Source organism: Psychrobacillus sp. NPDC096426 (genome assembly GCF_044762745.1).
Taxonomy (GTDB): Bacteria; Bacillota; Bacilli; order Bacillales_A; family Planococcaceae; genus Psychrobacillus.
The window spans coordinates 121,656-141,725 of sequence record NZ_JBIWEX010000010.1 but is presented as its reverse complement, the minus strand read 5'-3'; the positions used below and the strand labels follow the sequence as shown (position 1 = coordinate 141,725).

Genomic DNA, 20,070 nt, shown 5'->3' with positions numbered 1-20,070 from the left:
CCAAGACTCGCTACGAGCGAATGGCTAGTTCTTACTCGGTGGGAATCCCACCCACTATATGTTGCAACCTATGCTCGGTCGCTCCTGGAGTCGCCACCTTCCGCTTCAATCAATGTGAATTCTTGCTAATTTAGCTTCTGTATTTATCAAAGATTTAAATTAATAGGTCAACCATGCAATATTTATTAAACTCTAATTAGAAAATGCTGTCTCCAAATCATTGGAGCATTTACTAGGATAAAACCTGTTTCATTCAACTATTTATTAGAATAACACCTCCAATTTATCGTAGTCTCAATCCATGTATACTTGTTAGATTAAGAATTGGTTGCTTTCACTAGCAATTTGGTTGCTCCCGTTCTAATTTAGTTGCTTTCCAAATTGAACTGGTTGCTTTCTATAATTGATTGATTGCTTTTTTTATTTACTGGATATCTGTGCATTGAAATACTATTGGCTTTATGATGTTTAAAGCTTATTCAACCGCTTATTGAATTTTCACTTTGAGCAGTGACGTTGATTAGCTAGCAATTTTGATGGATTGGAGCGGAAGGGCGGCGACTCCAGTAGAGGCCAACAGGATGTTGGTCACGAAGGCGTTGCCACACGATGTGGTGCACTTAGCCTTCGTTCCTCTGTAGAGACATATGAAACTTCACAACGCACGCGTAGCGTCGGTGAAGGTTCATCGCTCCCCGCGGAAAGCGTCCGCCCTGTAGCGAAAATCATTGCGGTCACTAATAAGAATCACACTGTATCAGTATCCCTATATAGTGAAATACCTTTTACTTAATATTTTCCTAAAGCATAAAAAAAGACCTTCCATTAATTAAGTGATTTAATGAAAGACCTTTTATATAAAATTATTTAGTGGTGCTTAAATGATCGAATCCATTTTAGCATAATGAATTACAATTTTCTCCAACACATCGATGCCTATTAAGATATTATCATGATCGGTATACTCATCCGGATGGTGACTAAGACCATTTACAGATGGAACAAAGATAAGTCCAGTAGGGCATAGCTTTACCATGTTCATAGCATCATGTCCTGCTCCGCTTGGCATCATTTTGTAAGAGATATCCTGTTCCTTGCAAATTGTTTCCATAGCGCCAATAATTTCAGTAGATAGTAATACTGGTTCCTCCGAAATTATTTCCTGACTATAGATTTCTAGATGTCTAATTCTTTTCATTAATTCGATCGTTCGATTTAGATGGTCTACTACCCGCTGTCTTGATTCTAATGAAGTCCCTCGAATGTCAACTTTGATCTCTACTTCGCCCGGCACCACGTTCATCGCACCAGATGGAATATCCAAAACACCAACAGTAGCAACCGTTCCGTAATTTTGTTCATTTATTGCTATTTTTTCAAGTTCCAATGCTATTTGGGATGCACCAAGAAGAGCATCATTTCTCATATTCATTGGTGTTGTGCCAGAATGTGAAGGGGTTCCTATTATTCTGATAGAAAATCGAACCGGAGCCGCTATTCCAGTAACAATACCAATCTTTTTATTTTCGTTCTCTAATACTGGACCTTGCTCTATATGTAATTCAAAAAAAGCCTTTATATTTTCATCTTTTCTACTCGCATTATCGATACTATCAATTTCAAGTGCACATAAAGAAAGTGCCTCTTCCAATGTAATTCCATTACGGTCTTTTAGATATCTAACTTTCTCTTTATCAAAGATACCAGCCATCGCTTTGCTTCCTAAAGTTGAAACACCAAATCGAGAAGATTCCTCACAAGCAAATGAAATTATTTCAATTGGATGATCTGTTTCAATTCCTTTATCATTAAGTCGTTTTACAACTTCTAGTGCAGCAGTAACACCAACTACTCCATCATACTTACCGCCTTGATAAACAGTATCCAAATGAGATCCTAGTAACACAGGCGGAAGTCCCTTTATTCTACCTTCTCTTCTCCCAATTGCATTTCCACACGGATCTATCCGGATATCTAATCCCTCGTCTTTACACATTCGCATAAAAGCTTGTGTACAGGCCTGTTCTTCATTTGTATAGGCAACTCTTGTGATTCCTTTATTCCCAGAGTTATATTGATTGATTTTATTAAAAAGTATTTGATATCTTTCCTTACTATTCATATAGATATCTCCTGCCTCATCCTCGTAGTTTCTACTTATTATAAATCTTCAGGTTATTTCAGTCACTAATAATGTAAGTATTAAAAAAACATGAACATAGTTAACTACTTAATAAAACTTTATCATACTCCTAATTGCAATTATGTACTAGATGAAAAGATAATACGGGGACTTTATGTGCAAAAATAAAAATACTGCCTACCGCTACATTCTGTATAGAAAGTAGTGATAGACAGACTAAATTTATATATTGAACTTACATTACAATACGTGTACCTGTTTTTCCTTCAAGAGCATCTTGAAGTTTGTCCATAGACGTAATGATTACGTTTTTTCCACCTTTTTGTAGGAAAAGAATTGCTGCTTCAATTTTTGGTCCCATGCTTCCTTTAGGGAATTGACCTTCATCCAAATAACGAAGTGCATCATCAATTGTCATTTCTAATAAATTTTCTTGGTTTGGTTTACCGAAATTAATCGCTACTTGTTCAACACCAGTTAAGATGAATAAATAATCAGCGTTAATATCAGCTGCAAGTAAAGCACTTGCGAAGTCTTTATCGATTACAGCTTCGATTCCTTCGATTTTCCCTTCGTTTTCGATGACAGGGATACCACCACCACCAGTAGAAACAACTGAAATACCATTGTTAAGTAAAGTTTCGATTGCTTCTTTTTCTACAATACGAACTGGTTTTGGAGATGCAACAACACGACGGTATCCGCGACCAGCATCCTCAACAAATGTTAAGTTACTTTCTGCTACAATTTTCTCCATATCTTCTTTCGAGTAGAATGGTCCAATTGGTTTTGTTGGGCTTTCAAATGCTGGATCTTCTTTAGAAACAACTGATTGCGTTACAACTGTAGCAATTGTTTTGTTAATATTGCGTGAAGTCATTTCATTTTTAAAGATTTGTTGAATTAAATAACCTAGGTTACCTTGAGTTTCAGCACCGTATACATCTAAAGGATACTCTGGAATAACTGATTTCGCCATTTCCCCTCTAATTAATGTATTACCAACTTGTGGTCCGTTTCCGTGTGTAATAACAACTGTATGACCTTGTTCCATTAAGTCTAGAACAGGTTTAGAGCTTTCCACAAGGTTTTCACGTTGTTCTTCAATTGTACCTTTTTGACCTTCTTTGATGATTGCGTTACCGCCAATCGCTAAAACAACTTTACTCATATAAACACTCTCCAACCTTTTAATTTGTTTCTGTTTTTATTTTCGATTCCTAAAAACAAGCATTCCTATAATAATACCTAATATTGTATCCAAGCCTGAACTGTGTCCAACACCAATCAAGTCATGAAAGACTTTCTCGAAATTATTAGCATTACCGCTTGCAAGAACATTGACCATATCGGAAACGGTTGAGCTGTATTCCCGTTTAAGTGCATACCGTAAATATTCTCTTGCTACATCTGTTGTGATCGACTCGCCTTCAATAAGCTCTGAGGCTTTTTGATAAAAGCGAGGGGAAAGAAAATGGGAAACGGCATCAAAGGCAAGTAGCCCGACAATCATATCATCCCCTGAAGGAGTCAAGCCTTGTCCTCTTCCAAGGAAGTATCTAAGAACTTTCTCAATTAAAAATTCATCACTCGACTCAGCCGCTTCAAGCAACATAATCAAATTTGGTTCAACACCATGCCATTCTTGTTCGCCTGCAACATACTTATTTAAAAATTCACGGATAGAAACATTCAGTCCAGTTTGGTTTTCTATTTCGTTTACTTGTAAACAAAATCGTTTAAAACTATCCTTAAAAATCATTGAACTTTTTAAAGTAGTTAATTCATTTTTAAAACTTTTCCCTTTTTCAAGACAAATAATTGCCCCTGGTAATTCAATAGAATTTGTTCTTTTATTCCAAGTAACTGGATCTCCGTTATTGACAGAGGTAACAGCACTTAAAGTATCTTCTTCTCGAAGATGAATTCCAAATGGCAGAAGACCGTTCTTATTATTCCCAATAAATACGAGAGAATCGCCCATTTTAATATTAAAGCCATTAGAAAAACGACTATGAACGTGTCCATTTTCATTTTGATAAAGAAGGAGAGGAACTAGATAACTATAGTCCTCCCCAAAAAGAGTGCAATTATTCATTTATTGTGGATCAATTAGACCAAGTTTTACAGCGTATGCATCAATTGCTTTTTCAAAGCAAGCTAATGGAGCACGAACTGTACCTGCACCAATTTGACCTACTCCAGCTTCTTTATGTGCAATTCCTGTGTTGATCACTGGTTCGATACCTGTTTCAACAACTTTTCTTGCATCGATTCCAAGACAAGAACCTTTGAAGTCCCAAGTTGGAATAGAGAAGTTAGGGTTATGATCAATACAAATTTCCATCATATCATTACTTGTAGAAACTGCATCGTCCATTCCACCAGCACCTACGAAGCGTGTAACACCAGGAGCAGCAATCATTGCAAAGCCGCCTACACCGTATGTTTCAGTGATGGCACTGTCACCCATGTCAGGACAAGCCAAGTCTTGATCATAGCCAGTAAAGAATAAACCTTGAGGCGTATTAACTGGTGCTGTAAACCATTGGTCACCCATACCAGCAATACGAATTCCGAATTCATAACCGTTACGGCACATTGCTGTTACTACTGTACCATGTTGGATTTCACGTGCTGTATCCATTACTGCTTTCGTTGAAGCCATCGCAATGTTTAAGAAGTATTGATCTGTATCAGCCAAGAATTGAATAACATCTTGCTTGTCTTTGTCCGCTACATCTGTTTTTAAAATATACGGAGTAATTTCTTTTAGGAAAATAAGTGAACCAGCAATATTACGTTGGTGGAACTCGTCTCCCATTGTAATTGCTTTCGCCATCATAACGTTAACGTTTAATCCGTCACCTTTAACTTTTATTGCTTTCGAAAGTGTTGGACCAAGTACATCTCTGAACCATGCAAGACGTTTAAGTACTTCATCAGAGTATGCACCAAAACGTAGAACTGCACCAATACCTTCATTCATTGTGCAATATGCTTGGTTTCCGCCATCACGATTTTCTGCCACAAGAACTGGCATGCTTCCAGATGTAATTCCTCCCATTGGACCAACCGCGTTCACATGGTGACATGGAATGAATTCAACTTCTCCATTTTCAAGCATCTTAGCTGCTTCATCGGCGTTAGATGCCCAACCTTCAAACAATGTAGCTCCTATACAAGATCCTTGCATCGGGCTAGTCATGTTTTCCCATTTAATAGGTGGTCCTGCATGAAGCAGAACTTTCCCGTTTAATTCTTGAATGACAGATTTTGCAGGCACTACATCTACTAAGAAAGGTGCACTCGATACAACTTTATCGATTACTGCTCGGTTTGCTTCATCAATTGTTTTAAATTGTCCGTACATTTTGCTTCCTCCTAAAAATTCATTGGTCGTGTAATTCGATGACCTGGAATTTGAATAAATTATTTTGATTAACGAAGTACGTTTAAAATTTGACGCATTCTTGGGTTGCCGCCAGCAACTGGACGCCAGTCATACTGAACAACTCTTCCGCCGTTAGCAGTAATTGCTTCTGTGAATTTCTTTAATCCAACGTTAACTACGTTTGGTTTTTCAGTTAATAATTTTTGGATAGCTTCTGAAACAGTAATTTCAACTGTTGCAGTTTCTTTTGCAGGTACTAATTCTTTTTGTACTTCTTCGATTTGAATATCAAGCATAGCTAATGCAGTAAGAACTGCTTGGTTGTTACTATCACGTAAAATAACTCCAGCTTCTGCTAATTTTGCTTTTTGCTCATCAAGGCCTTGTGGGTCTTGGTCAGTACCACATACAGATGCTACGAAGTAAATTTCTTTACCTTTTGCTTGTGATTCTTTTTGGATTTTTTCGATGCCAGGGATAAGTGCGCCCGCCATATCTTCATGAGAACCATATCCAAGAACAAGGTCAAATAGGATAATTGCAGTTGACTCATCTTGTGCAGCTTTTTGGAAGTATTGAATTCTTGTATCTGGGTCGATCATTGGATGTGGTTTACCTTGTGTATAAATATCATCACCAAGGTCGATCACTTCAAATCCATTTGCATTTAGAAGGTATCCTTCCGCGTGGGCACCAGAATTATCATAGTTAAGACCACTACTAATTAAAGTAGCTGCTTCGTAACCTAATGTACCGCCTGAGTATAAACCTTTGATTGTTTTTTGCTCTGGCTTTAAGTTTACAGCAGGTACTTCAGCTTGTAATCTGTTGTAATTTGACTTAATCGGGTTACCTTTAACAAGATCAACAGCAATCGCAGCTGTTTCTTCAAGTGTGTTAGCATAATAAACATTGCCTTCGTGGTTATGTGGCTCTTCACCAAGGAAAATCGCAACAACTGGTTTAGAAATACTTTGAAGTAATTGAACAACCTCGTCACGCACTTCTTTAGCAGGTGGCTTAGAAATCAATGTGATCACTTCTGTTTGGCTATGTTGTGCCAATGCTTTAATGCCATCTAACATTGTAATCGCACCGATTTTATCATTTAGGTCACGACCACCAGTACCGATCGCATGGCTAACTCCAGCGCCTAAACGGTCAATTTCTGTTGTAACTTCTTGAATACCTGTTCCAGAAGCCCCGATTACACCAATTTTTCCGGTTTTCATAACGTTAGCGAATGCAAGAGGCACGCCAGAAACTACTGCTGTACCACAGTCAGGCCCCATTACAAGAAGACCTTTTTCATGTGCTTTTTCTTTAATGCGACGCTCATCTTCAACCGTTACGTTATCACTGAAAATAAGAACGTGCATATCACGATCAATTGCTTTTTCAGCTTCTTCAGCTGCATATTGACCTGGTGTAGAGATGATTGCTAGATTTGCACCTGGTAATGCATTTGTCGCTTTATCCCAAGAACGAACAGTTTCGAAAGCTTCTTTACCTGCAGAGATTGCTTGGTTGTTTAAATAGTTGTCTGTTTCATCAAGAACCTCTTGGATTTTCTCTTCTGAGTCAGTATCAACAACGATACACATATCATTAGACGCAGCACCTTCAAGTTCATCTGTGTATAGTCCAGCTGCCTTTAAAATATCTTTATTAGCAGGAGTTCCCATCATGATTTGAACTTTGTTAATGCCTTCCATTGTGGAGATTTTATTTGTAAGAAGCATTAAATTAACTGAATCCTGATAGGAGTTCTGTTTAACAATTGTATAAAGCATCTTTGAATGCACCTCTTCTTTTTTTATTGGCAAATTTATTGTATTCAGTACAGAAGAGCGACTAACTTTTAAGCCGCCCTTCTATACAGCGTTTTTACTATTATTTTGCAAATGGGCTTTTATGATCATAGGCATTATTATGAACAACATCTGAAATCAAATACTCATATATATTATCTACAATTTCAATGCCGTCTTTTTCATATGCTTCTTCTCTTTCAGCACTTCTTTGTCCTGGATAGTAAACTTGGTTATATCCTGGAGCTGGTTTAATTTCACTCAAATCTTGCATTGTTTGAGTTATAGCTTCTTTAAAAGAATTAATTCCAGTAAAGAATTCTGGATTAATAACGATGTGAAGTTGACCTAGATTTCGACCTTCCGTTAAATCATGGTACATAGAGGATACATTCTTTCCAAATGGTAGACCTAACAGAATGCCGGAAAGCACGTCAACCATCATCATTAGTCCATATCCCTTTGGTCCAGCAATTGGCATCAAAGCATTTACTTTAAATGGATCTGTCGTTGGCTCGCCGTTGCTGTCAACAGCCCACGTATCAGGAATTGGTTCGTTCTTCGATCTTGCATGGAGAATTTTCCCCCAAGCCTGTACAGTAGTTGCCATATCAAAAGTAATATGCTTACCGTCTTTTCCTGGTGCAGCAAACGCAAGTGGGTTCGTTCCATAATAAGGTTCAGCTCCACCAAATGGAACAACCATTGGGTCGGATTGACATACGGAAATACCAACTAAATCGGCATCAGCCGCTTGCTGAACAAAATAAGAAAGCGCACCACTATGGCCAATTCTTCTTACACCGACTACAGCAACTCCATTTTCCTTGGCCATTTTAATCGCTTCATCCATAGCCAATTTTGCCCCAACGTGTCCGACACCATTATCACCGTCAAATATCGCTGAACAAGGGCCTGTTTTTTCAAATTTAAAATCCGGGTTGTTATTAAGTCCACCTTTAGCAATACGTTCAGCATAATACTCAACTCGCATTGCTCCGTGAGAATGAACACCCCTTGCATCAGCATGTACAAGTACATCTGCAACTCCAGAGGCATGATCTTCTGTTAATCCTGCCTTATGAAGTTTTTTAGAAATTAACTCATGTAATTGCTCTTTTGATAATCTCATTCCTCATCACCCTTTGAATTCGTCTTTGACCATTTGTTCTGTGAAAAACTATTTAGCAAACGGATCTTTATGATCGTATTTATTGAAATGAATAGTATCAGATGCTAAATATTCATATATATCATCTACGATTTCAATTCCCTTTTGCTTATATTCCTCAATTACAACGTCATTATTTTGACCAGGGTATAACACTTTTGAAAATCCAGTTGCAGGTTTGATTCCATTTAAATCATCCATTGTTTGAGAAATATCTTTCTTGAACTGGTTAATGGCACCGAAGAATTCCGGATTAATAACGATATGAAGTTGACCTAATTTACGGTATTCAGTTAAGTCTTCGTACATGGAAGATACTTTGTTTCCGAATGGAAGTCCAAGTAAAATACCAGATAAGACGTCAACCATCATCATCAGTCCATAACCTTTTGGTCCAGAAATTGGCAATAACGCATTTACATCAAAAGGATCTGTTGTTGGCTCGCCGTTTTTATCTACTGCCCATGTGTTAGGAATAGATTCATTTTTTGATCTTGCATGCAAGATTTTTCCCCAAGCTTGAACAGTTGTTGCCATATCTAAAGTAATGTATTTCCCATCTTCAGAACTTGGTGCTGCAAAAGCAATTGGATTTGTACCGTAGTAAGGTTCTGCTCCTCCAAACGGAACAACCATCGGATCGGATTGGCAAACTGTAAGCCCAATCAAACCTGCTTGTGCCGCTTGATGGGTAAAGTAAGAAATTGCCCCACTATGAGACATATCTCTTACTCCAACAATCGCAATGCCATTTTCTTTTGCCATTTTAATGGACTCGTCCATTGCTAATTTGGCAGCTGTATGACCGTTTCCGCCATCAGCATGGAAAATCCCTGAACAAGGACCTGTTTTTTCAAATCTAAAGTCAGGGTTTGTATTAATCCCGCCTTTAGCAATTCGCTCAGCATAATAATCTACACGCATTGCACCGTGGGAATGAATCCCTCTTTCGTCCGCAAATACGAGTACTTCTGCTGCTTGTTCTGCATGATCTTCGTTAAGTCCAGCCTTATTTAGCTTCGTTTTGATTAGACTTTTTAAGTCTTCTCTTGTAATTCTCATATTGACACCTCATAATTTCCAAATTATAGTTCTGGGTCTCGATTACAGTCTTTAGAGTAAACATAAGTTAATGGTTCTCTTCCAACAGCGTAAGCTGCTTGATGAACATATGGCGCCATAAAAATGTAATCATCTTTTTTAACCGGAATCCATTCATTGTCAAGGTTATACATACCCTCACCAGATAACAGATATGCACCATGTCCTTGATAATGTGTTTCGACAAATGGGTGGCTAGCTGCCGGGTCGAATGAAAGAATGTGGAAGTTCATATCAAAAGCAAGATCTAATGGTAAAAGATCCTTAAGATGAACGTTGGTCATATCATCATAATCCATATACTCGATAGCATTCGCATGTCCTGAAACTACCCAAGGCTTCTGTCCTTCTAATGGGTTGTGTTTTTGTTTGTAAAGGAATAGACGGGAATCACCTGATTCCATATTCTCCAAATACATTGTCACGCCTGGTGGGCAATATAAATAGCCACTTTCTTCCAAGATATATTCCTTGTCATCAGCTTTAGCTTTCACTTTTCCGCTAATAACGTAAACAAAGCATTGTACATCTTCTTGACCGCAGTAACCTTGGCTATTCTTTCCACCCTCGTGCATTGTGACTATATAGTCGACAAAGCTTGCACCAAGTTTTGGTGAACCTAAGATAGAAATTCTACAATTTTCAAACCCAGGGATGGTATTATTTACTAACCCCTCTGGAGCGATTAGAGCATATTGACCAGGTTTAATAATAGATCTGCTTGAAAGTAAATCTTTTGGATAACCCATTGTTACATTCTCCTTTGTTTGCATGTATTTTTATCTGTACATCGAATTCACAGTGTTATTCTTTATAGCCCAATTCGTAAAGAGCACCAATAAGTGCTTTCACACCTTCTGCCAAATCTGCCGGTTCTGTAAATTCAGCCGGATTATGGCTGATCCCTTTCAGACTTGGAACAAACAGCATAGCTGTCGGCACAACTGGAGCAAAGATTTGGGAATCATGCCCCGCACCGCTGTGCATTACCTTATAGTTAAGGCCGTTTTCTTTACATTGCTTTTCGATAAGTTCAACGACTTTTTGATCCATTGGAACTGGATCTTCATCCATCCACAGATCAATATTCATTTCAACTTGGTGTTCTTTTGAGATGTCTTGCATTCTTGCTGTCATTTGTTCTGTAAAAGAAACAATGGCTTCTTTATCAGTATGACGAACATCAATAGTAAAAATGGCTTTTCCCGGTACGACATTCACGATGTTAGGATAAGCTTCGAATTTTCCAACCGTCGTCACAAGTGGATCGCCGGCTTCTCTTGCCATCGAAATAATTTCATGGATCATTTGGCTTGCCGCAAAAACAGCATCTTTCCGATAACCCATTGGCGTTGTACCTGCATGATTAGCTTCGCCTATTATTTCTACCGTATAACGTCTTTGTCCGACAATGTTGTTTACTACACCTATTGCCGTTTTTTCCGTTTCCAAAACGCTTCCTTGTTCAACATGAACTTCTACGAAAGCTTTTAGATCTTTACGTGGACCTTTTTGTTCATCTCCGAAGCCAAAGCCCGCATTTTTCATCGCTTCAACAAATGGAACACCGTCGAAGTCTTTGATAGTTTCAACATCTTCGCGTTTAGCTAAGCCGACAATGTTTTTGGAGCCCCAAAACGAGTAAGGAAAACGACTTCCTTCCTCTTCGGCCATCGAAACGATTTCTATGTTTCTTATTGGTTGACCGAAATGTTTTTTCAAGTATTTCAATGCAAGAATTCCCGCGACAACTCCATATGCACCGTCAAGACGTCCGCCATTCTTCACAGTATCCACATGGGAGCCAGTCAAAATAGTTTCGTTTGTATTTTTTCCTGTTAATGTCCCGAATAAGTTCCCAATATCATCAAATCGAGCTTCCAGGCCTTCGTTCTCCATCCATTCTTTTAATGCATGTTGACCTTCAACCCACTCTTTTGTATAAAGTAAACGAGAAACTCCGCCTTCAGGATCTTTTCCGAATTCGGCTAACCATTTAAGCTTGCTATCTGTTTCTTCAGCTAGATGATCAAGCTGTTGTACAATGTCTTTCATATCGTTCACTTATTTCACCACCCTTTTCCACGCTATGTAATGTATATAATAATTATTTTGGTAACGCTTTTTATTGTTTGTAATACATGCGGAAAGTATGCACTGAATTGTCTTTTAATAATGTAGAATCTTTAGCTCCATTACTTATTGTATACGTTGCTATAAAAATAGTCTTTAGCACATATAGATGAAGATTCAATTTTAATTTAACCATTATGGATAATTTATATATAAAAAAAGCAGCATATCTAGCTGCCTTTTTTTACCTGTTTTCATCATTTAATTTGTGATTCGGTTTTATCAGTAAACGTGCTCGCTATATCCTTTTGTCCACCTTTTTCTTCATTACCGTAACTGTCCCATTTGAAAAGGTTCTCTAACAGTAGAGCTAGAATGATTCCCACTAATAATCCGCTGCTAAGAACTGGACGGATCACACTTGGAATGGTAACGAAATAAGAAGCAGGAAGGGTCATAATCACAACACCTACAAACAACGGCACAGCCGAACGATAGATATTGGTCGTATTGAATTCAATCTGTTTAAAGAAATTCAAGGAAGAATTTAAAAGAAGCAAATAAGAGACAAATAACGCTGCACTACCAATGCTTAATGGAAGCTGCGAGAAAAAGTGTCCAACGGGCGGGATGAGGCCCATTACAAGAAACATTAATCCACCGAGAACAAAAGGAATTCTTTTTATAATTCCTGTTTGGCTTAAGAAACCAATCGAAGATACGTAAGGTGAATTTGGAACAAGTCCAAAAATTCCTGCTATAAAAGTGAAAATACCTGTAATCGTAAAGGAAGCTCTGTATTCGGATTTAGTCGTTTCCACCTCGTACATGCTTTCCGTACCTTTTAACGCACCAAACGTATTTGCGGAGTTTAACAATCCTGCAATAACAGTTGTAATGATAATTCCAATGTCCCATGCAGGCTTTCCTAATGGAAATAGCTCAATGCCAAACGACGTAGTTTCACTGACAAGACTTTCCGGCTTGAAAATAAGCGCATAAATAATCCAACCACCGATAATTCCGATTAGTAAACCATAGCGTCGAACACTTGAAGGTGCCTTTACACTGATCACGATTACAACAATTGCTATCACTATCGATAACAAAGCAACAGATACATTTATTTGAGCACCAGCTGCCTGGTTGCCAAATGGAATACCTAACATACCCTTTAAAAAGATTCCAATTAATTGACATCCGAATAAAAACATAAATACGCCCATTACGGCAGGTTTAAATAACTTGGCTATATGAGGTCCCAGCCCTGTTATACCAATTAAAAAGGTTATAATCGAGGTAATAATAATACCAACCGTTAAACTACCCCCCAAAACAGGTAAAGGCATCCCTTGTGCCACAGCCGTATTACATAGCATTAAAATTATTCCCCACCATAGTCCGGATTGCCCTTCCATAATAGCTCGTTTATGTCCAAAAAACGCTTGAACGATACACGCCAATCCTGTCACGATAAAGGAAAGCTGAAGCATATTGACAATTGTGCCTGGAGAAAGTTCAAAAGCCGCTCCGACAGTTATCGGTATGACAACTATGTTCGTAAAAATAAAAAAGAGCCACTGTAAGCCCGAAATCCAGTTACTTGATTTTAATAACTCGTTAATAACAATCACCTTTTCTTTATATGAATAAACCGCAGCCTTGAAATCTTTTAGAACTCCTACTCACGGATCTGTTTACCGATCTGCTTGAAGAAGTATAGTATTCCCTTAATTTTGGCTTTTAACTATTCTAGTCTACAGTTATCGCACGGAATTGTCATTGTTTACTATGACCAATTTATACTTTGAATTTTGTTTACTTTTAACGTAAAATGAACAAGGTAAGAGCAAGATGAATTTTTTTTATGGAAATCTTTAAATAGAGAGGGTATTCGCATGAAAACCATAAATGATTTATTTATATTGGAAGGTATGAAAGAAGGTATTGTACTTGCAGGCCATCGCGGTCTAACAAGAAATGTACAATCTGTAAATATATCTGATACGCCTGACGTAATTAACTTTTTAGCTGAAAACCATCTTCTCCTTTCAACCGGATATGCGTTTAAGGATGATACGGAGAAATTTTGTGAGTTAATCAAACAAATGCACGACTTAAATTGTTCAGGTCTTGTCATCAAAATTAGCCGATTCTTTCATCAATTGCCACCTGAAGTAAGATTACTCGCTGATGAGCTTGCATTTCCAATTATTGATTTACCGACAAATCATACATTAGGTGAAGTTTCTCGCCATATCTTGAATTATTTGAATGATCATGAAGCAGAGCAGCTGTATTATGCATTGCATGTTCAAAAAGAGTTTTCAAATATGCTCATCAGAGGATACAGTTTAAGTGCTCTATTAGAACAATTAGGCTATCTCTTGGCACGTCCAGCCCTTTTATTGAATCACAGGGGAGAAAAGATTGCTCAAAGTCATGATTTCGTGAAGGAATCAATGAAGGATATTAAACAGGAGATCCTTCAGAAAGTGAAAGAAGACTTACCTGTTGCACGAGAAGGGACCACTTTTTCAATTCCGTCAAGGGAACATCAAAGCGTTTCGACTTTTCCGGTTCATACGAAGCGGCAATATCCAAGTATGCTCGTCATTTTCGATTCACTCACCTTACCATATCCTTCGTCACAAATGGCAATTGAGCAGGCAGGCAATGTCATTTCATTTACAATGGTAAAAGAGCAAGCAATCGAAGAAAACTCAAGATTGTTAAAAAATAACTTCTTTGCTGATTTAATCGAAATGAAAATCCAGTCCGATGAAGAAATATTTAGCCGATCAAACTATTACGGGCTCCAAAAAGGCATGGAAAATATCTGTGTAGTATGTACAATCGATGCCCAAGGGGAAATATATGAAACGTTGCAGCTTTATGAAAAAAAAGTCGGAGAGCTGCATAATAGTGTTTACGACCAACTTGAAGATGAAATTATACATGAAGGTTTTGAAGCTACTTTATTCACAAAAGGAAAGTACTTCGCCATGATTTTACAATTCCCAAAATATAGTGAGGAAGAAATTAGTAGGATCACACAATTCATAGAAAATGTCCAAGCAAACTTTAATGGAGATTTCACCCTTTCCTTTGGAGTAAGCCATTCAGTCTCTTCCCTTAAAGAAATACCGACCGCTTATTATGAAGCTGTGGAAGCAATATTGACAGGATACGAACAAAATTTAAAAGGGTTTATAAAATATTATAAAACAAAGGATTTGGAGGAATTGTTAAAATCCCTTCCTCGTAAAGACTTAAAAGCCCTTTATGAAAATACATTAAAATCATTGGCCTATCCAAAAACAAAGGAAGACCAGGAACTAATAAAAACGATTCAAGTTTACTTAGATGCCCAATGTGAGTATTCGGAAACATCCAGAAAATTATTCGTCCATCGAAATACGGTGAAATATCGTATAGAAAAAACAGAGGAATTGCTAAACTGCTCCCTACGCGATCCAGCTGACTCTTTGCGCATACGCGTAGCCCTCATCATCGGCTCTATTCTAAAAGAAGAGGAAGAAGCATTTAGTTAAGAAAAGCGCAAGCGCCTATGTTAAAGGAATACAGTCTAAGTTCGCGACATCTTGTCGCAACGACTGTATAACCTGCATCCTGCAGGACTCCGACAGGCAAATGAGGAAAAGCGAGGAGGCAGCTCCCCAGCCACCACAGCTTTTTCACATTTGACCCCGAGGGGCAAGGCGCTGGAGCTGGATCAATACTGAGTAAAAAGTATATACTTTCTTATCTCTTAATGAAACGCTTAAGGCGCCCGCTTATTGGCGACTAGCATAAGAGGAGCCGACGTCCCTGGAGTTGGACAGCAAAAATCCCAAACCGGAATTGGTTTGGGATTTTACTATTTATGCGCTTACTTTTTATGAGCTGTGATTTCTCCATTTTCAAATACGACTTCACCATTGACAATCGTTGATTTGACTTTCCCTTTAAATGTCATACCTACATAAGGAGAATGTTGGTGACGATAGAATAAATCTTCATTCTTAAGTTCAAAGCTTTCTTCTAGATTTACAATCGCTAGATCAGCATCATACCCTTCAGCAATTGTTCCTTTACTATCAAGCCCGAATAATTTCGCCGGGTTTGTCGCTGTTAAGGCAACAATTTTCTCCAAAGGAAGGTTACGTTTGAAATACCCTTCTGTTAACATGACGTTTAAAGTGGATTGAGCACCTGAGATTCCGCCCCAACCTTCGAAATAGTTATCTGTTATTGTTTTCATAGATGCTGGAGCTGGAGAATGGTCAGAGGCAATTACATTAATCTCTCCATTAGCAACCGCAACCCATAAATCTTCAACCTCATCTTCATCGCGTAACGGAGGGCAGCACTTCGCTAATCCGCCTTTTTCTTCAAGGTCTTTTACAGTTAAAGCTAAATAATGTGCGCAAGTTTCAACTGTAATATCGACGCCTCTAGCTTGCGCCGCTAGAATGACTTCAACGACTTTTCTACTGCTTGCATGGACAACATGTACTTTACAGCCAGTTGCTTCTGCATAAGAGATGATTCTTCTTACAGCTTCTATTTCAGAAATGATTGGTCTTGATTCAACAAAATCTCTTGCAGTCGTTTTACCTTGCTTTTGCTTTTCTTCTGCAAGCTGATCACAAATAACTGTGCTTTCAGCGTGAACTGCAAGACGAGAGCCAAGAGAAGCGATTTCTTTCATCCCTTTGAAAATCGTTTCATCGTCAACATGATTAAAATCAGCGATGCCGCTCGGTGACATGAACGCTTTGAATCCGATGACACCATTCTCATGAAGTTCTTTTAGATCTTCAATATTTTCGGGAACAAGTCCACCCCAGTAACGAGGATTTACAATCGCTTTTTCATCTGCACATGCCTTTTTTAGATCTAAGTTTTCTTTGTTGATCGTTGGCGGTGTGCTGTTTAATGGCATATCGAAGAAAGTTGTAACTCCACCAGCAGCTAAGCCACGGCTCCCTGTTTCAATTCCTTCCCATTCTGTTCTTCCAGGCTCATTAAAGTGTACATGCGTATCAATTAATCCAGGCAAAATATGAAGCCCTTCTGCATCGATTACTCGATCAGCCGAACCTTGAAGTGATTGACCAACTTCTTTGATTTTACCGTCTTTAATCGCAATATCTCCTTGAACAATCGATTCAGCTGTAACAATTTTCCCGTTTTTAATGATTAAATCGTATGTAGTCATCTGTCATTCCTCCAAGTATATATATATCCCTTTGCCATTGCCGGATTTGACAATGACAAAGGGATTGAATGAACCATTTAGTTAGCAGAAATTAACTTTCCAACTGGTTCTCCGACGATTCCATTTTCTAAATCAAATACAACATTTCCTCGAACAATTGTTTTTGTTACGCGGCAGTCAATTTTTCTACCTTCATATGCACTATGTTTGTTTTTGTAGTAAAGGTCTTCCCTTTTAACCGTATATGACTGGTTAGGGTCTACTAAAATGATATCAGCATCTTTTGAAACGGCAATTTCACCTTTATGGGAAATGTTGAAACGTTCAGCTGGATTCGTTGCAATTAAATCAACAAATTTATGAACGGCTAATCCACGTTGTTTAACAGCCAAGTCAAACATAAGATCGACGTTGTTTTGCGCACCGCTAATTCCGCCCCAAGCTTCCCAAAGATTTCCTTGCTTTAAGTCCTCCGTACAAGGTGAATGGTCAGATGTTAACCAATCAATATTCCCATTCAGCAGCTCGTCCCATAATTTTGCTTGGTCTTCTGCTTTTCTGATTGGAGGTTGACATTTTGCTCTAGGACCGATTTCATCAACTTGCTCGGCAGTAAAGGCAAAATAATGAGGGCATGATTCAACCGTTACATCTACACCTTCTGCACGTGCTTTCAAGATAGTCTGGATTGCCTCTGAAGTACTAATATGAACAAGATGCAATTTACAACCAGTCTCTTTAGCAAAAAGAATCGCACGGCTGACTGCTTCCACTTCTGTAAAAATTGGACGCGACTCTGCATATTCTACACCAGAGTTTTTGCCTTCCCTCGCAAACTCTTTAGAAAGTCCAGATGTAACAGACGCATTTTCCGCATGGATACAAAGAATTTGATCCAATTCAGCTAACTTTTGCATACCTTTGTATAATGTGTAATCATCTACATTTATAAAATCTTCCGGAATATCACTTGTAATATCGGATAAGAAGCATTTGAAAGCGAGAACGCCAGCGTCAGCTAATTCTTTTAGATTGTCCAGGTTCTCCGGTACGAGTCCACCGTAAAATGCGTAATCAACGTAGTTTTGGTTAACAGCTGCTTCTAGCTTAAGATCTAATGCTCTTTTATTGATTGTTGCTGGCAAGGCATTAAGCGGCATTTCTACATAACTAGTTGTTCCTCCAGCAGCTAGCGATTTCGATCCCGTTTCGAAACCTTCCCACTCTGTACGTCCAGGTTCACTAATGTGAACATGTGTATCAATCATTCCTGGCATAACATATTGTCCAGTTGCATCGATTACCTCTTTTGCATCATCCGTAATATGTTCAGCAATGCAAGAAATCTTTTCATCTTTAATCCCGATATCAACTTTATAAACACCATCACGTAATACAACATTCCCGCCTTTAATAACTAAATCAAATACCATTTGAATTCCCCTCTCAGCTATCAAAAATTTTTAACTTACCATTTTTCAGACCAAACATTCATTCGCACAATTCTTTTATTAACTATTTTCCTTAGTTAATTCTGGAGTTTTTTCTAACAAAGTTCCTTTTGAACGCGCAGATTCAAGCGCCGTGTAAAGAATAAAGGCAGTAATGATTCCTACAAACCAAGACATATCGTAAAGTGGTTTTAAAAAGGGAACAAAATTGCCGATCAAACAAACGACGCCTGCAATAATTGTAGTTACAATCGCATTTACATTAAAACCTTTTGAATAATGGTACCTTCCTTTTTTGGCATCATATAATGCATCCAAATCAATATTCTTTTTGGATATGATGAAATATTGAGCCAACATGATTCCAGTAACCGGAGCTAATATCCCACCAACAACATTTAAGAAAGTAAAAACACTCGTTGCACTTTCCATCAGTTTCCATGGCATAGTGAGAATTCCTATGATTGCGGCAAGGATTGCACCGGATTTGAAAGTTAGTTTTTTTGGAAATAAGGACGCTAATTGGTAACCGGCAGGTACAATATTTCCGGTAACGTTAACTGATAATGTAGTTAAGCATAGAGTAAGAACGGAAATAGCGATGGCAAACGTCCCGTCAAACCGAGCTACAACATCAAGTACGTTCCATATCGGTGTCCCAAAAGCGATTTCAGATCCAACAATAATCGAGATACTCGCAATCGCAAATAAAAGATATGCCACAACAAGTCCGACAGTTTGTCCAATTGCTTGCGTTTTCGTAGATTTCGCGAGCTTCGTGAAATCTGAAACGTTTACAATCGGTGCTGCCCACGCTGCAATCACTGCTGTTATAGCCGCGAAGAAAATAATGATTTTATTTCCTGCAACTCCCGAGCCGGTATACGCTAAAATAGGGCCAATTCCACCTGCTAAGTTAATGGCCCAAATTGCCATTCCACCAAAAACAATATAAACAAGCGGCGAGAGGATATTAGTAAATTTACCTAAGAACCCCATACCACCATAAATCAAAGCAACATTAAATAACCAAAATATTAAAAACGAAAGTAATGCCGGCAATGATAATCCTAATAAGCTCCAATCTCCGCCTAACGTTAAATACGTCGGCCAAAGCTTTCCAATTAAGATTGATAATGCTTGGCTTCCTGCGTACGTTTGAAATCCGAACCACATAATCGCCGAAATAACTCCCCTTAAAACTCCAGGAATCATTGCTCCTTTCGGTCCATATGATAAACGCAACAGCATCGCAAACGGCAATCCGTATTTTGATCCTGCATGACCGTTAAGAACGAGCATCAACGCAATGACTACAGAGGCAACCATAATAGCCCCAAAGACTTGACCAACTGACATTCCTAAAGCAAAAAGACCGCCAATGGCAATATAGTTTGGAATGTTATGAACAGAGCCCATCCAAACAGTGAAAAAATTTCCTATTCCCCAATTTCTATCGACTTCTTTTGTCGGCAAAACATCATTACTATAGCCGGCAGCCGTCGCTTTCTCTCTATTAAAATGATTCAAAAAAACTTCCTCCTTACATGATGCCACTAACTATCGAGACTTTTGTTTAAACAATAGGCTCATCGGCAATATCCGAATAGTGAACAACAATCATTATACAAAAAAAATAGTTATACTTCTTTAGGTTAGTTAACCAAAAGAATCAATTGCTATTATTTATAGTGAATAAGTA

General features: G+C 38.2%; 14 protein-coding genes. 1 reads left to right on the top strand and 13 read right to left on the bottom strand.

What is annotated here, in order from left to right; all coding sequences use genetic code 11:
• Positions 1-877 precede the first annotated feature (877 nt).
• The 10 genes from ACIQYS_RS10785 to ACIQYS_RS10740 all read right to left on the bottom strand — a co-directional run bounded on the left by ACIQYS_RS10785 (position 878) and on the right by ACIQYS_RS10740 (position 13,327).
• On the bottom strand, positions 878-2,122 hold the full coding sequence (locus ACIQYS_RS10785; protein ID WP_402979002.1) for a Zn-dependent hydrolase: 1,245 nt from the start codon (positions 2,120-2,122) through the stop codon (positions 878-880).
• A gap of 256 nt (positions 2,123-2,378) precedes the next feature.
• Positions 2,379-3,314, bottom strand: coding sequence for a carbamate kinase (arcC, locus tag ACIQYS_RS10780; protein ID WP_402978999.1), 936 nt, complete (start codon positions 3,312-3,314; stop codon positions 2,379-2,381).
• Between the two features lie 36 nt (positions 3,315-3,350).
• Positions 3,351-4,241, bottom strand: a complete 891-nt coding sequence (locus ACIQYS_RS10775; protein WP_402978996.1) for an oxamate carbamoyltransferase subunit AllH family protein — start codon at positions 4,239-4,241, stop codon at positions 3,351-3,353.
• Positions 4,242-5,516 (bottom strand): YlbE family protein, encoded by a 1,275-nt coding sequence (locus tag ACIQYS_RS10770; protein WP_402978993.1) that lies wholly within the window; start codon positions 5,514-5,516, stop codon positions 4,242-4,244.
• A gap of 68 nt (positions 5,517-5,584) precedes the next feature.
• The gene (gene fdrA / locus ACIQYS_RS10765; RefSeq protein WP_402978989.1) at positions 5,585-7,330 is read right to left on the bottom strand and encodes an acyl-CoA synthetase FdrA; all 1,746 of its coding nucleotides are present in this window, start codon (positions 7,328-7,330) and stop codon (positions 5,585-5,587) included.
• Positions 7,331-7,430: 100 nt separating this feature from the next.
• Positions 7,431-8,480 carry an ureidoglycolate dehydrogenase gene (gene allD / locus ACIQYS_RS10760; protein ID WP_402978986.1) on the bottom strand — a complete coding sequence of 350 codons (1,050 nt, stop codon included), beginning with the start codon at positions 8,478-8,480 and terminating at the stop codon, positions 7,431-7,433.
• 48 nt (positions 8,481-8,528) lie between these two features.
• The gene (gene allD, locus ACIQYS_RS10755; protein WP_402978983.1) at positions 8,529-9,581 is read right to left on the bottom strand and encodes an ureidoglycolate dehydrogenase; all 1,053 of its coding nucleotides are present in this window, start codon (positions 9,579-9,581) and stop codon (positions 8,529-8,531) included.
• A gap of 23 nt (positions 9,582-9,604) precedes the next feature.
• Positions 9,605-10,369 (bottom strand): (S)-ureidoglycine aminohydrolase, encoded by a 765-nt coding sequence (allE, locus tag ACIQYS_RS10750; protein ID WP_402978980.1) that lies wholly within the window; start codon positions 10,367-10,369, stop codon positions 9,605-9,607.
• A gap of 55 nt (positions 10,370-10,424) precedes the next feature.
• A complete protein-coding gene (gene allC / locus ACIQYS_RS10745) occupies positions 10,425-11,675 on the bottom strand; it encodes an allantoate deiminase (protein WP_402979019.1) in 1,251 nt (416 codons plus the stop codon).
• A 275-nt stretch (positions 11,676-11,950) separates the two neighbouring features.
• Entirely contained in the window at positions 11,951-13,327 is a 1,377-nt protein-coding gene (locus tag ACIQYS_RS10740) for a uracil/xanthine transporter (protein ID WP_402978977.1), read from the bottom strand.
• A gap of 264 nt (positions 13,328-13,591) precedes the next feature.
• On the opposite strand from ACIQYS_RS10740, the gene ACIQYS_RS10735 reads away from it, so the two are divergent.
• A complete protein-coding gene (locus tag ACIQYS_RS10735) occupies positions 13,592-15,247 on the top strand; it encodes a PucR family transcriptional regulator (protein ID WP_402978974.1) in 1,656 nt (551 codons plus the stop codon).
• A 338-nt stretch (positions 15,248-15,585) separates the two neighbouring features.
• On the opposite strand, the gene ACIQYS_RS10730 is transcribed toward ACIQYS_RS10735, so the two are convergent.
• The 3 genes from ACIQYS_RS10730 to allW form a co-directional block, all read right to left on the bottom strand.
• Positions 15,586-16,917 (bottom strand): allantoinase, encoded by a 1,332-nt coding sequence (locus ACIQYS_RS10730; protein ID WP_402978971.1) that lies wholly within the window; start codon positions 16,915-16,917, stop codon positions 15,586-15,588.
• A 77-nt stretch (positions 16,918-16,994) separates the two neighbouring features.
• Positions 16,995-18,350 carry an allantoinase AllB gene (allB, locus tag ACIQYS_RS10725; protein WP_402978968.1) on the bottom strand — a complete coding sequence of 452 codons (1,356 nt, stop codon included), beginning with the start codon at positions 18,348-18,350 and terminating at the stop codon, positions 16,995-16,997.
• Positions 18,351-18,428: 78 nt separating this feature from the next.
• The gene (allW, locus tag ACIQYS_RS10720; protein WP_402978964.1) at positions 18,429-19,898 is read right to left on the bottom strand and encodes an allantoin permease; all 1,470 of its coding nucleotides are present in this window, start codon (positions 19,896-19,898) and stop codon (positions 18,429-18,431) included.
• Positions 19,899-20,070: the final 172 nt, after the last annotated feature.

Bases quoted from the DNA above. Each gene is read 5' to 3' on its own strand.
- ACIQYS_RS10785 (WP_402979002.1), bottom strand. From the start codon at position 2,122: ATGAATAGTAAGGAAAGATATCAAATACTTTTTAATAAAATCAATCAA.
- arcC (WP_402978999.1), bottom strand. From the start codon at position 3,314: ATGAGTAAAGTTGTTTTAGCGATTGGCGGTAACGCAATCATCAAAGAA.
- ACIQYS_RS10775 (WP_402978996.1), bottom strand. From the start codon at position 4,241: ATGAATAATTGCACTCTTTTTGGGGAGGACTATAGTTATCTAGTTCCT.
- ACIQYS_RS10770 (WP_402978993.1), bottom strand. From the start codon at position 5,516: ATGTACGGACAATTTAAAACAATTGATGAAGCAAACCGAGCAGTAATC.
- fdrA (WP_402978989.1), bottom strand. From the start codon at position 7,330: ATGCTTTATACAATTGTTAAACAGAACTCCTATCAGGATTCAGTTAAT.
- allD (WP_402978986.1), bottom strand. From the start codon at position 8,480: ATGAGATTATCAAAAGAGCAATTACATGAGTTAATTTCTAAAAAACTT.
- allD (WP_402978983.1), bottom strand. From the start codon at position 9,581: ATGAGAATTACAAGAGAAGACTTAAAAAGTCTAATCAAAACGAAGCTA.
- allE (WP_402978980.1), bottom strand. From the start codon at position 10,369: ATGGGTTATCCAAAAGATTTACTTTCAAGCAGATCTATTATTAAACCT.
- allC (WP_402979019.1), bottom strand. From the start codon at position 11,675: ATGAAAGACATTGTACAACAGCTTGATCATCTAGCTGAAGAAACAGAT.
- ACIQYS_RS10735 (WP_402978974.1), top strand. From the start codon at position 13,592: ATGAAAACCATAAATGATTTATTTATATTGGAAGGTATGAAAGAAGGT.
- ACIQYS_RS10730 (WP_402978971.1), bottom strand. From the start codon at position 16,917: ATGACTACATACGATTTAATCATTAAAAACGGGAAAATTGTTACAGCT.
- allB (WP_402978968.1), bottom strand. From the start codon at position 18,350: ATGGTATTTGATTTAGTTATTAAAGGCGGGAATGTTGTATTACGTGAT.